The 13,510-nt window shown below is 63.1% G+C and carries 11 protein-coding genes; 8 read left to right on the top strand and 3 right to left on the bottom strand.

Annotation, left to right across the window (positions count from 1 at the left end; genetic code table 11):
• Positions 1-2 precede the first annotated feature (2 nt).
• The 3 genes from tssK to tagH are packed head-to-tail and all read right to left on the bottom strand — an operon-like array spanning position 3 to position 3,246.
• A complete protein-coding gene (tssK, locus tag LUU92_RS28335) occupies positions 3-1,337 on the bottom strand; it encodes a type VI secretion system baseplate subunit TssK (RefSeq protein ID WP_071488093.1) in 1,335 nt (444 codons plus the stop codon).
• 18 nt (positions 1,338-1,355) lie between these two features.
• Positions 1,356-1,865, bottom strand: a complete 510-nt coding sequence (gene tssJ, locus LUU92_RS28340) for a type VI secretion system lipoprotein TssJ (protein ID WP_071488094.1) — start codon at positions 1,863-1,865, stop codon at positions 1,356-1,358.
• A 52-nt stretch (positions 1,866-1,917) separates the two neighbouring features.
• The gene (gene tagH / locus LUU92_RS28345) at positions 1,918-3,246 is read right to left on the bottom strand and encodes a type VI secretion system-associated FHA domain protein TagH (protein WP_257102942.1); all 1,329 of its coding nucleotides are present in this window, start codon (positions 3,244-3,246) and stop codon (positions 1,918-1,920) included.
• Between the two features lie 394 nt (positions 3,247-3,640).
• On the opposite strand from tagH, the gene tssA reads away from it, so the two are divergent.
• The 8 genes from tssA to tssH all read left to right on the top strand — a co-directional run bounded on the left by tssA (position 3,641) and on the right by tssH (position 13,487).
• On the top strand, positions 3,641-4,660 hold the full coding sequence (tssA, locus tag LUU92_RS28350) for a type VI secretion system protein TssA (protein ID WP_257102943.1): 1,020 nt from the start codon (positions 3,641-3,643) through the stop codon (positions 4,658-4,660).
• Positions 4,661-4,714: 54 nt separating this feature from the next.
• Positions 4,715-5,221, top strand: coding sequence for a type VI secretion system contractile sheath small subunit (gene tssB / locus LUU92_RS28355; protein ID WP_010207547.1), 507 nt, complete (start codon positions 4,715-4,717; stop codon positions 5,219-5,221).
• 2 nt (positions 5,222-5,223) lie between these two features.
• Positions 5,224-6,723 carry a type VI secretion system contractile sheath large subunit gene (tssC, locus tag LUU92_RS28360; RefSeq protein WP_058424268.1) on the top strand — a complete coding sequence of 500 codons (1,500 nt, stop codon included), beginning with the start codon at positions 5,224-5,226 and terminating at the stop codon, positions 6,721-6,723.
• 171 nt (positions 6,724-6,894) lie between these two features.
• Positions 6,895-7,383, top strand: a complete 489-nt coding sequence (locus LUU92_RS28365) for an Hcp family type VI secretion system effector (RefSeq protein WP_257102944.1) — start codon at positions 6,895-6,897, stop codon at positions 7,381-7,383.
• A 78-nt stretch (positions 7,384-7,461) separates the two neighbouring features.
• Positions 7,462-7,977, top strand: coding sequence for a type VI secretion system baseplate subunit TssE (gene tssE / locus LUU92_RS28370; RefSeq protein ID WP_005792513.1), 516 nt, complete (start codon positions 7,462-7,464; stop codon positions 7,975-7,977).
• Positions 7,974-9,833, top strand: a complete 1,860-nt coding sequence (gene tssF, locus LUU92_RS28375) for a type VI secretion system baseplate subunit TssF (protein ID WP_071488097.1) — start codon at positions 7,974-7,976, stop codon at positions 9,831-9,833. The genes tssE and tssF overlap by 4 nt, the downstream gene beginning before the upstream one ends.
• Positions 9,797-10,840, top strand: a complete 1,044-nt coding sequence (gene tssG / locus LUU92_RS28380; RefSeq protein WP_071488098.1) for a type VI secretion system baseplate subunit TssG — start codon at positions 9,797-9,799, stop codon at positions 10,838-10,840. The genes tssF and tssG overlap by 37 nt, the downstream gene beginning before the upstream one ends.
• Positions 10,833-13,487: a type VI secretion system ATPase TssH gene (tssH, locus tag LUU92_RS28385; RefSeq protein ID WP_071488099.1), complete on the top strand. Its 2,655-nt coding sequence runs from the start codon at positions 10,833-10,835 to the stop codon at positions 13,485-13,487. The genes tssG and tssH overlap by 8 nt, the downstream gene beginning before the upstream one ends.
• Positions 13,488-13,510: the final 23 nt, after the last annotated feature.

Below are 13,510 nucleotides of genomic sequence, written 5' to 3' on the forward strand. Positions count from 1 at the left end.
GATTATCCTCGGATCGCCCAGAAGGCCAGGTTCAAGCCCGGGAACTGCCCGGCGATATGGAAGGCAAAACCGCCGGAATTGCCCAGTTGTTGCCAATGCTCGCTGCCGCGATCGAGCTCGTAATATGTCGAGCCTGCGTGGTACGGCAGTTGGCGTGGCGCCACCGGCAGAGGCAGCAGGCCAATACCCGGCAGTTGCAGGTTAACCAGGTCGCGGATGTGCTCCACCGAGCCGACTTTGCTCTGCTGGCCGAAGCGTGCGCGCAGGGTTTCGCCGGGCACATCGGCGCGCACCACCAGGATGAAACTGGCGTTGTCGAGCAGAGTCTTGTCGGCCAGCATCGCCACGTGCACGCCATAGGCTTTCTCGACAATCGGGATCGGCGTGGCCTTGCTGTCGATCAGCATCGACAGCGCTTCACGCAATGCCGCCATCACCGGCGCGAAGCTCAGGGCCAGGTCATCGTGCTGATACTGCGGGTATTCCTGGGGGCGACGACCGGAGGTGGAGAAGGTCGAGAACTCGCCGGCCAGGCTGACCAGCTCGCTGAAGAAGCGCTCTGGGTGCAACGGGCTCAACTGGCTCAAATGCTGGACCAGCGGTTGGGCGCGGTTGACCAGTTGCAGCAGCATGAAGTCGGCAATCTCGGACGCGCCACCGGCGCCCGATGCCACCACCCGCCCCGCCAGGGCTTCGCCGCGCTGGTGCAGCAGGCCGAGCAGTTCGCTGCGAAAGGCGGTGAGCGGTTTGCTCGCGGCCACATCCAATACCGGCGGGATGTAGGTGTCATCGAGCACCAAGGCGCGGTCGGCCCGTTTTTCCTTGATGCGCACCAGGCCCACGGCGGCGTAATCGCTGATGCCATCCTGGGCGGTGAGCAGGCGCAGGGCGCGGGAACCCACGGCCACCGGGGCGCGGTTTTCGAAAGGTGCGTTGTCATCGCGTACTTCGCGCACCTGGCTCACATAACGCGCAGCCTCCAGGGCTTCGCCTTCATCCACGGTATCGCGGGCGCCGGCGCGCTTGAGCGGCAGGGCCAGGTACACCAGGCCGTCGCGCAGGTTGTCATCGATATTCAGCGGGCTTGGTGCCAGGTCATCCTGGGGGATATTGAACGGCGTGCCGTCGGGCAGCAGGCCACGCGCCGACACGATCGCCAGCTTGCCCTGGGCCAGCAGGCCCTGGTCGATCAGCAGCTCGGAAAAACCCCAGGCGCCGGCGGACAACGGGCGGCTGCGGGCATCGATCAGGTTTTCCAGGTAACGGTCATGCTGCTGGAAGTGCTGCGTTCCGATGAACATGCCTTCCGACCAGACCACGCGATTGTTCCAGGACATGGGGGCTCCGATTGCTTCTTATTGGGCAGGGCTGGATGGGGTGACCACGACGTCGGCGCGCACGGCACGCACATCGAGGCTGATCTGGTATTCGGTGTACTGGCGCGCGGGCACGTTGATCACCGTGCGCCATTGCGCGCGGTCCAACTCGCGATAGCCCACCAGCAAACCGATCTGGCGCGTGGACGGGTCGAGGTCACGCTGGATGCTCAGTTGCTCGCCGGGTTGCACCATCACTTCGTCCTGGTCCAGCAGGTCCAGGCCCAGTGTGGATTGCGCACGGTCCGCCAGGGCGAAGTAATCGGAGCGGGCGAAGGTGGCGGCGTTTTTCAGTTCGAAAATGCGCACCCGCACCGGGGCGGCCTGGCCGTTGGCGCCGGGGTTGAGCCCGCTGATCGCATGAAAGTGCAGCTCGACGGCGGCCGTATCCACTTCGGCCTCGGCGGCTGTTTCGGGTTTGGCGGCGTCTTTGGCACACGCCGTCAGCAAAAGCAGTGTGGCGACTGCGAGTAAAAACCTGGGAATCATCCTGCGTCCTCAATGACGTACTTAGCTATCCGTTAAATCCATGTGCTGCGGTTCAGCGTCGCTGTCGTGCGCTGTGTTCTTCGTAGGCCCGGCTGAATTCGCGGCCGAACAGGTCCTGGAAATCTTCCTGGGCCTCGCGGGAAATATTGCTGTAGAGCTCGGTGAACTGCTGCCAGTACTGGGCCTGGCGCGAACCGTTGAAAAGGCTCGACAGCCCGCCGGGCTTGCCCATGCGTTCTTCCAGTTGCGCGGGTTCAAAGCGGCTGAGCAGGTGCTTGATCGCCGCTTCCACGCCGGCCATCACCGCCAACTGGTGGGCGCGCAGGTCGTTGAAACTGTCGCGTACGGCGAGGTCGGGTGCCATAAACGCCTGGTTGCCGTGGCGCAGGAGCAGCAGTAACGCTTCGTCGGCATTCGGGGCGAACTTCAACGGATTGTTTTCTGCCGGCTGGATCATGGTCTGCTGCATGCGAAACTCGCCCTTGAGGCTGGCGCGGGCCCGCAGCACATCGATCAGGCCTTCGACCATCAGGCGGTAGCTGCGGCCGATGTTTTCCATCTGGGCCTCGGCCTGGGCTTTGTCCAGGCGCAGTTGGTCCAGGCCCGCACCACGCAGGAAGGCTTGCAGAAGGTCCGGTTGCTGGCTTTCCGCCACGGGCGGCGGGGACTCGACCACGGGGGGCGGCTGGATGACCGGTGGCGGCGCAGGTGGCGGCGGATCGCTGACGACGGGTGCTGGCGTGTCGCCAAACAGGTCCCAGTCTTCGGGAATCACCGCGCCCGACACCACCGGCGGTGCCACTACCGGCACAGCCACCGGTGTCGGCGGGCGGAAGTCATGTTGCTCGGAAGGCACGTGGTCCGGCACGGTTGGCGGCGGTACGGCGGTAGGACTGAGGAAATCGAACAGGTCCGGCAGCGTGTCCATCGATGAAGCGCCCTGGAATTGCGGCGCAATCACCGGAGCAGGCGCGGGCTTATTCGACACGGCGCCCATCAGCGCTTCGAAACTGTTCGGCGACTCGCCGGCAAACGGCTGGCTGTCGACGGCCTGTACGTTGAAATCGATACGCGCCTGGATCTCGTAATCGCCGATGCGGATCAGCTCGCCATCCTGCAACAGCTCGCTGTTACCCCTGCGCAAACGAATGCCGGCGTTAACCAACTCCACCCCGTTGGTACTGTTATCGGTTAAATAATAACGGCCATCTTTGTACTGAATAACGCAGTGCTGCGAGGAGACCAGACGCTCAGGATCAGGCAATACCCAGTCATTATCCGAGCTGCGGCCGATAGCCATCGAGCCCTGATTCATGGACTTTTCGGAGCACTGCCCAGGGGTAATTTTGTGATAACTAGTGATAGTCAAACACAGCGACATCTTGCCTCCTTGCTGATACTTCGCGCGCGGTCGATTCCCGGGACAGCGCTTCCCGGGATATCCCCATCAGGTCGAGCAATCGACCGTCCAAAACCTGCCAATACCAGCATGATCGCTGATCTTAACTGGGCTCTATGACAAAAATCCTGTCCCGGTACGTCGTTCGACCCACTAGTCGCGCAGGTTGTTAAGCACCGCACATCTGTCACAGAGGGCGAATAGCTTACCTTGACAAGGCATAAGTACTACACCAAAAATGCACAACTTCTTGAATACCAGTGATGGCACATTAGTGGCGTCTTGCTTATATGACCAAGAAAACATGCAAAGTTCCTTGCGCAACTAATGCATGAATTGCCCGCGATCTAACGGGCTGATAGGGAGATCAAATTCAGTGGATGTGCCGTTGCTGCTCACCGCCGTTTCCGCGACTTCGCCCTGTGGCGAAGATATGGAATATGACGCGCAATTTCTGCAATTGGAGCGTGATGCCAAGGGCCAACCCGAGCGCAGCATGGGCGACTCGATCCTGCCCGCTGAACCGCCGGAATGGCGCAGCATCCAGCAGCAAAGCCTCGACTTGCTCGCGCGCAGCAAAGACCTGCGCATCACCCATTTCCTGCTGCAAAGCACCCTTGCCCTCCAAGGCGTGGCCGGCCTGGCCGAAGCGCTGACGCTGATCGATGCGCTGCTGCGCGATTACTGGGCCGACCTGCACCCGCGCCTGGACGCCGACGACGATAACGACCCTACCGTACGCATCAACGCTCTCACCGGCCTGACCTGCGACACCAACATCCGTCTTCTGCGCGAAAGCATCCTCACGCGCTCGCGCACCTTCGGCCCCGTGAGCCTGCGCGCGGCGCTCAACGCCAGTGGCCTGTTGAGCTTCCCCGATGAACAACTCGGCGCGCAGCAGCTCAATGCCGCGTTCCTCGACAGCGACCCCGAGCAGCTACAGGCCACCCGCGACGCTCTGATTACGGCGCGTGCGGCGTGCGAAGCGATCGAACAACAGGTCAACGATCAGGTCGGTTCCGCCCAGGGCGTGGACCTCAGTGCCTTGAAGCAACCGCTCAAGCAGGCGTTGCAGATACTCAATCAAGCAGTGCCCGGCGCCGCCGGCAGCAGCGAACCCGAGGCCGTCAGTGACGACAATGCCCCCTCGGCCGACTTCGCCGCCGCCCCCGCAGCACCGCGTCCCGTTGGCGATATCGCCAGCCGCGACGATGTGCTGCGCAGTCTCGACAAGATCCTTGCGTACTACACCCGACACGAGCCTTCGAGCCCGCTGCCGGTGCTGTTGAACCGGGCGAAGAATCTGGTGCACGCCGACTTTGCGGCCATCGTGCGCAATCTGATTCCCGACGGCATGTCCCAATTTGAAAACCTGCGCGGGCCGGACGGCGAGTAAGCCATCCGACTGTGCAGTAACAACACCGTCGCTCAAGCGACCAGGAGCAGCAACGTGGCGAAGCAAAGTTCTCAGAAATTCATCGCGCGCAACCGTGCGCCTCGAGTGCAGATCGAGTACGACGTCGAGCTCTACGGCGCCGAGAAAAAGGTCCAGCTGCCCTTCGTAATGGGCGTGATGGCCGACCTCGCCGGCAAGCCTGCCGAGCCGTTGGCGCCGGTGGCCGACCGCAAGTTCCTTGAAGTGGACGTCGACAACTTCGACTCGCGCCTCAAGGCCATGCAGCCGCGCGTGGCGTTTCACGTACCGAACGAACTGACCGGCGAAGGCAACCTGAGCCTGGACATCACCTTCGAAAGCATGGACGACTTCAGCCCGGCCGCCGTGGCACGCAAGGTCGACTCGCTGAATCAACTGCTCGAAGCCCGCACCCAGCTGGCCAACCTGCTGACCTACATGGACGGCAAGACCGGCGCTGAAGAAATCATCATGAAGGCGATCAAGGATCCGGCACTGCTGCAAGCACTTGCCAGCGCGCCTAAGCCTGCAGGGGACCAGTAATCATGACTGACAATACCGCCCGCGAAGGCTCCCAGATCCTGGGCACCCAGACCGAAGAAGCCAGCGAGTTCGCCAACCTGCTGCTGCAGGAATTCAAGCCCAAGACCGAGCGCGCCCGCGAAGCCGTGGAAACCGCCGTGCGCACCTTGGCCGAACAGGCCCTGGCGCAAACCGACCTGGTCTCCAATGACGCGATCAAGTCGATCGAATCGATCATCGCGGCCATCGACGCCAAGCTGACCGCCCAGGTCAACCAGATCATCCATCACCCGGACTTCCAACAGCTGGAAAGCGCCTGGCGTGGCCTGCACTACCTGGTCAACAACACCGAGAGCGATGAGCAGCTCAAGATCCGTGTGCTCAACATCTCCAAGCCGGACCTGCACAAGACCCTGAAGAAATTCAAGGGCACCGCGTGGGACCAGAGCCCGATCTTCAAGAAGATGTACGAAGAAGAATACGGCCAGTTCGGCGGCGAACCCTACGGCTGCCTGGTGGGCGACTACTACTTCGACCAGTCGCCACCCGACGTGGAACTGCTGGGCGAACTGTCGAAAGTCTGCGCCGCCATGCACTCCCCGTTCATCGCTGCCGCTTCGCCGACCGTGATGGGCATGGGCTCGTGGCAAGAGCTGTCGAACCCGCGCGACCTGACCAAGATCTTCACCACTCCGGAATACGCCGGCTGGCGTTCGCTGCGTGAATCGGAAGACTCGCGCTACATCGGCCTGACCATGCCGCGCTTCCTGGCGCGCCTGCCGTACGGCGCCAAGACCGACCCGGTGGAGGCCTTCGCCTTCGAAGAAAACACCGACGGTGCCGACAGTTCCAAGTACACCTGGGCCAACGCCGCGTATGCGATGGCGGTGAACATCAACCGTTCGTTCAAGCACTACGGCTGGTGTTCGCGCATCCGTGGCATCGAGTCTGGCGGTGAAGTGGAAAACCTGCCGGCCCACACGTTCCCGACCGATGACGGTGGCGTGGACATGAAGTGCCCTACCGAAATCGCCATCAGCGACCGCCGTGAAGCGGAACTGGCGAAAAACGGTTTCATGCCGCTGCTGCACAAGAAAAACACCGACTTCGCCGCGTTCATTGGCGCGCAGTCGTTGCAGAAACCGGCCGAATACGATGACCCGGACGCCACCGCCAACGCCAACCTGGCCGCGCGCCTGCCGTACCTGTTCGCCACCTGCCGTTTCGCTCACTACTTGAAGTGCATCGTGCGCGACAAGATCGGTTCCTTCAAAGAGAAGGACGAGATGCAGCGCTGGTTGCAGGACTGGATCCTCAACTACGTGGACGGTGACCCGGCGCACTCCACCGAAACCACCAAGGCCCAGCACCCATTGGCTGCCGCCGAAGTGATCGTGGAAGAAGTCGAAGGCAACCCGGGGTACTACAACTCCAAGTTCTACCTGCGCCCGCACTACCAGCTCGAAGGGCTGACGGTGTCGCTGCGCCTGGTATCCAAGCTGCCTTCGGCGAAAAGCGCGTAAACCACCGATGAGCTAGCTCTTCTGTGGGAGGGGGCTTGCCCCCGATGGCATCACCGGGGTGTAACTGACACACCGAGGTGCCTGCATCGGGGGCAAGCCCCCTCCCACACAAAAGCACTGCCCATTTGGAGTTAATCAAATTCAGTGGCCCACGCCACACAGGGAGAAAACATGGCTGTTGATATTTTCATCAAGATCGGCGACATCAAGGGCGAGTCCATGGACAAGGCCCACAAGGACGAAATCGACGTGCTGAACTGGAGCTGGGGCATGGCCCAGTCCGGCAACATGCACGTGGGCGGCGGTGGCGGCGCGGGCAAGGTGAACATCCAGGACCTGTCGCTGACCAAGTACGTCGACAAGGCTTCGCCGAACCTGATGATGCACTGCGCCAGCGGCAAGCACATCGACAAGGTCAAGCTGACCGTGCGCAAGGCCGGTGGCGAAAGCCAGGTCGAGTACATGGTGATCAACCTGGAAGAAGTGCTGGTGACCTCGCTGAGCACCGGCGGTTCGGGCACCGATGACCGCCTGACCGAGAACGTCACCCTGAACTTCGCCCAAGTGACGGTCGACTACCAGCCGCAGAAAGCCGACGGCACCAAAGACGGCGGCGCGATCAAGTTTGGCTGGAACATCCGTTCCAACACCAAGCGCTGATAGCCCTGGTGGCCGTGGCGCCATGCCACGGCCCCTGGTTTTTTGTCCCTCTCGCAACCCGTCCGTGGAGCTGCTTTGGTGGTAACTGAAATCGCTTCCCGCGACCGTCTGCAACCGTCCCTGTTGGACCGGCTGACGGACGACGATCCAACCAATCCCAAGGAAAGCGCCGACAAACGCGTGCTGTCCCTGACCCAATTGAAAGCCTCGGTGCTGCGTGACCTGGCGTGGCTGCTCAACACCACGTCGTTGCTCGATGCCGATGCCACACTGCACACTCCAGCCGGCACCTCGGTGGTCAATTACGGCCTGCCGGCGCTGGCGGGCAACAGTGTTTCCAGCGTGGATATCAAGGCGCTGGAAGCCCTGATCTACCAGGCCATCGCCACCTTTGAGCCGCGCATCCTGCGCCACACCCTGCGTGTCAAAGCCCGTGTCGGCCATGGCGAAATGAACCACAACGCCCTGAGTTTCGAGATCGAAGGCGACCTGTGGGCCCAGCCGGTGCCGTTGCGCCTGTTGCTGCAAACCGACCTCGACCTGGAATCCGGCCACGTACGCGTGGTCAATGCCGACCAGCGGAGGCGCCCATGAACCCGCGCCTGCTGGAGCTATACAACCAGGAACTGCACCACGTGCGCGAAAGCGCCGCGGAGTTCGCCAAGGAATACCCGAAGATCGCCAGTCGGCTGACCCTGTCCGGTATGGACTGCGCCGACCCGTACGTCGAACGCTTGCTCGAAGGCTTTGCCTACCTCACGGCCCGCGTGCAGCTCAAGCTCGACGCCGAGTACCCGACCTTCACCCACAACCTGCTGGAAATCGCCTACCCGCACTACCTGGCACCGACACCGTCGATGACGGTGGTGCAGTTGCAGACCGACCCGGACGAAGGCTCGCTGGCCAGTGGTTTCCCGCTGCCCCGCGACACCGTCCTGCGCGCCGCCCTGGGCCGCGAAACCCAGACCTGCTGCGAGTACCGCACCGCTCACCCGGTGACGCTGTGGCCGCTGCAGGTGAGCAACGCCGAGTACTTCGGCAACCCTGCCGCCGTATTGGGACGCTTAGCCGCCAGTGAGCCGAAAGCCAAGGCCGGTCTGCGCCTGACCCTGCGCACCGGCGCCGAGCTGCCGTTCAACAGCCTCGACCTGGATAATCTGCCGCTGTACCTCAGTGGCGCCGACGAGCAACCGTTCCGCCTCTACGAGCAACTGCTGGGCAACGCCTGCGCGGTGTTTGCGCGCAAGCCGGGTGGCGATTGGGTCGAGCGCCTGCCGCAGGACGCGTTGCGCTCCCGTGGTTTCGATGACGCCGACGCGGCCATGCCGGTGGTGGCGCGGGCCTTCCAGGGCTATCGCCTGCTGCAGGAATACTTCGCCCTGCCCCACCGCTTCCTGTTCGTCGAATTCGCCGAGCTGAGCCGTGCGGTAAAGCGTTGTGACGGCCAGGAGCTGGAACTGATCGTGCTATTCGACCGCCACGAACCGAGCCTGGAAGGCAGCGTCGGCGCAGCACAGTTCCTGCCGTTCTGCACCCCAGCGATCAACCTGTTCCCCAAGCGCGTGGACCGTATCCACTTGTCCGACCGGGTCAATGAACACCATGTGATCGCCGATCGCACACGGCCGATGGATTTCGAGATTCACTCCCTGAGCGGCATCACCGGCCACGGCACCGGGCCGGAGCAGCCGTTTTTGCCGTTCTACGCGGTGCGCGACCCGTCGCGCTATGGCCGCGACCAGGCGTACTACACCGTGCGTCGCGAGCCGCGCGTACTGTCCAGCGACCAGCGCCGCAACGGGCCGCGCTCCACCTATGTGGGCAGCGAAACCTTTGTCAGCCTGGTGGACAGCCGGCAGTCGCCGTACCGCCACGATCTGCGCCAGCTCGGCGTGACCGCGCTGTGCACCAACCGCGATCTGCCGTTGTTCATGAGCGTGGGCAACGGCAAGACCGACTTCACCCTGGCCGACAGCGCGCCGGTATTGTCGGTGCGCTGCGTGGCAGGCCCCAGCCGCCCGCGCCCCAGCCACGCCCATGACGCCAAGGCCTGGCGCCTGATCAGCCAGCTCTCGCTCAACTATTTGTCCCTGAGCGAACAGGGCCAGGGCGCCGGCGCCTTGCGCGAACTGCTGCGCCTGTACGGCGACAGCAACGACGCCGCGCTGCAATTGCAGATCGAAGGCCTGCGCGAGGTCAGCAGCAAAGCCGTGACCCGACGCCTGCCGATGCCCGGCCCGATCGTGTTTGGCCGGGGCCTGGAGATCACCCTGGAATTCGATGAAAACGCGTTTCGCGGTACCGGCGTGTTCCTGCTCGGTGCGGTATTGGAACGCTTCCTGGCACGCTACGTGTCGATCAACAGTTTTACCGAGACGGTGATCCGTACCACCGAACGCGGCGAGATCATGCGATGGAAAGCCAAGCCCGGACGTCGTCCGACCCTGTGAGTACCCTGGATGCGATGCACCAGGAGCCCTGGGAATACGATTTCTTCCAGGCGCTGCGCCGTATCGAGTGCGAATCGCCGGAGCTGCCGCGCCTGGGCCATTCCCTGCGCCTGGCGGATGACCCGCTGCGCCTGGGGCAACAGGCCGATTGCACCTTCGCCCCGGCCACGCTGGCCTCGGTCGACCCCGGCGGCGACGGCAAGCCGGCGCGCCTGGAGCAGTTCTTCTTCGGCCTTGGCGGCCCGAACGGCCCGCTGCCGCTGCACATCACCGAGTACGTGCGCGAGCGTCAGCGCAACAACGCCGACAGCACCAGCAAGCAGTTCCTGGATGTGTTCCACCATCGCCTGCTCAGCCTGTTTTACCGGGCCTGGGCCGAGGCGCGGCCGACCGTCAGCCACGACCGCCCGGACGATGACTACTGGTCGGCACGCCTCGCCGCGCTGAGCGGCCGGGGCATGCCGAGCCTGCTGAATCAGGGGCTGATCCCGGATGCCGCCAAGCTGCACTACAGCGGCCACCTGTCGGCGCAAACCCGCTACCCGGACGGCCTGAAAGCGATTCTCAGCGAGTATTTCGGCCTGCCGGTAGAGATCGAAGAGTACGTCGGCCAATGGCTGGAACTGCCCGAACGCAGCCGCGTGAGTGTGAGCGCCAACCGCCTGGGCGTGGACTTTTGCCTGGGCAGCTTCGTGTGGGACCGCCAGCACAAATTCCGTATCCGCCTGGGCCCGCTCACGCTGGATGACTACATGGGCATGCTGCCCGGCCACCAGCCATTCAACGAACTGGTGGCGTGGGTGGCCGAGTACCTGGGCCATGAACTGGACTGGGACCTGAACCTGGTTTTGCAACAACCCGAAGTCCCGGCGCTGCAACTCAACGGCCAGTTCCGCCTGGGCTTCAACACCTGGCTCGGTAAACCCGAGCATGACGCCAACGACCTAATCCTGGCCCGGCACTACGCCGACCACGCCACCACCTCAAGGAATCCAGAGCATGGGTGAAATCAGTCGCGCCGCACTGTTCGGCAAACTCAACAGCGTGGCCTACAAGGCCATCGAAGCCGCCACCGTGTTCTGCAAACTGCGGGGCAACCCGTATGTGGAACTGGCCCACTGGTTTCACCAGTTGCTGCAACTGCAGGACTCGGACCTGCACCGCATCATTCGCCAGTTCAACGTCGAGCCGGCACGCCTGGCCCGTGACCTTACCGAAGCGCTGGACCGCCTGCCGCGTGGCTCGACGTCGATCACCGACCTGTCGTCCCATGTGGAAGAAGCCGTCGAGCGCGGCTGGGTCTATGGCAGCCTGATGTTCGGCGAGAGCCAGGTGCGCACCGGTTACCTGGTGCTGGGCATCCTGAAAACGCCGAGTTTGCGTCACGCGCTGCTGGGTTTGTCTGCCGAATTCGACAAGATCAAGGCTGAAGCCTTGAGCGAACGCTTTGACGAATACGTTGGTGATTCGCCGGAGAATGCCTTGAGCGCCAGCGATGGTTTCAATGCCGGTGTTCCAGGCGAGGCCAGCGGTGCCATGGCGCCGAGTGCGATGGGCAAGCAGGAAGCGCTCAAGCGCTTCACTGTCGACCTGACCGAACAGGCGCGCAGCGGCAAGCTCGATCCGATTGTTGGCCGCGATGAAGAGATCCGCCAACTGGTCGACATCCTTATGCGCCGCCGCCAGAACAACCCGATCCTCACCGGTGAAGCCGGGGTGGGCAAGACCGCCGTGGTCGAAGGCTTCGCCCTGCGCATCGTCGCCGGGGACGTGCCGCCCGCGCTGAAAGACGTAGAGCTGCGCAGCCTCGATGTGGGCCTGCTGCAAGCCGGCGCCAGTATGAAAGGCGAGTTCGAACAGCGCCTGCGCCAGGTTATCGAAGACGTCCAGGCCTCGCCGAAGCCGATCATCCTGTTTATCGACGAAGCGCACACGCTGGTGGGCGCCGGTGGCGCCGCCGGAACAGGTGATGCCGCCAACCTGCTCAAGCCGGCCCTGGCCCGTGGCACCTTGCGCACCGTGGCCGCCACCACCTGGGCCGAGTACAAGAAACACATCGAGAAAGACCCGGCCCTGACTCGCCGCTTCCAGGTCGTGCAAGTCGCCGAACCGTCGGAAGACAAGGCGCTGCTGATGATGCGCGGCGTGGCCTCGACCATGGAAAAACACCACCAGGTGCAGATCCTCGACGAAGCGCTGGAAGCTTCGGTGAAGCTGTCCCACCGCTACATCCCGGCGCGCCAGTTGCCGGACAAATCCGTGAGCCTGCTGGACACCGCCTGCGCCCGCGTCGCCATCAGCCTGCACGCGGTGCCGGCGGAAGTGGACGACAGCCGTCGTCGTATCGAGGCGTTGGAAACCGAGTTGCAGATCATCGCCCGTGAGCATGCCATCGGCATTGCGATTGGCACGCGTCAAACCAGCACCGAGGCGTTGTTGAGCGCTGAGCGTGAGCGTCTGGCGACCTTGGAAAGCCGCTGGGCTGAAGAGAAAACCTTGGTGGACGAGTTGCTAGCCACCCGTGCAACGCTGCGTGAAAAGGCGGGCGTCGTGGACAGTGGCAACGATGAGCTGCGCGCCCAACTGGTCGACCTGCAACAGCGCCTCACCGCCCTGCAAGGCGAAACCCCGCTGATCCTGCCCACCGTGGATTACCAGGCCGTGGCCTCGGTGGTCGCTGACTGGACCGGCATTCCGGTCGGCCGCATGGCGCGCAATGAGTTGGAGACGGTGCTCAACCTCGACCAGCACCTGAAAAAACGCATCATCGGCCAGGACCACGCCCTGCAGATGATCGCCAAGCGCATCCAGACCTCCCGCGCCGGCCTCGACAACCCGAGCAAGCCGATTGGCGTGTTCATGCTGGCGGGCACCTCGGGCGTGGGCAAGACCGAAACCGCCCTGGCCCTGGCCGAAGCCATGTACGGCGGCGAACAGAATGTCATCACCATCAACATGAGCGAATTCCAGGAAGCCCACACGGTGTCGACCCTCAAGGGTGCGCCTCCAGGCTATATCGGCTACGGCGAAGGCGGCGTGCTGACCGAAGCGGTGCGGCGCAAGCCCTACAGCGTGGTGCTGCTGGACGAGGTGGAAAAAGCCCACCCGGACGTGCATGAGATCTTCTTCCAGGTGTTCGACAAGGGCGTGATGGAGGACGGCGAAGGCCGGGTGATCGACTTCAAGAACACCCTGATCCTGCTGACCACCAACGCCGGCACCGAGCTGATTTCCCAGGTGTGCAAAGACCCGGCGAACATCCCGGAGCCGGAAGACATCGCCAAGGCCCTGCGCCAGCCGCTGCTGGAGATTTTCCCGCCGGCTCTGCTCGGCCGTCTGGTGACCATTCCGTACTACCCGCTCAGCGACGAGATGCTCAAGGCCATCACCCGCCTGCAACTGAACCGCATCAAGAAGCGCGTAGAGACCACCCACAAAGTGGCTTTCGATTACGACGACGCGGTGGTCGATTTGATCGTCTCGCGCTGCACCGAAACCGAAAGCGGCGGGCGCATGATCGACACCATCCTGACCAACAGCCTGCTGCCGGACATGAGCCGTGAATTCCTCACGCGCATGCTGGAGGGCAAGGCGTTGGCGGGTGTGCGCATCAGCAGCCGGGATAACGAGCTGCATTACGACTTCAGCGATTGACCTGTCGAAATGTGATTAAAATT

The organism is Pseudomonas extremorientalis, assembly GCF_024584605.1.
Classification (GTDB): domain Bacteria; phylum Pseudomonadota; class Gammaproteobacteria; order Pseudomonadales; family Pseudomonadaceae; genus Aquipseudomonas; species Aquipseudomonas extremorientalis.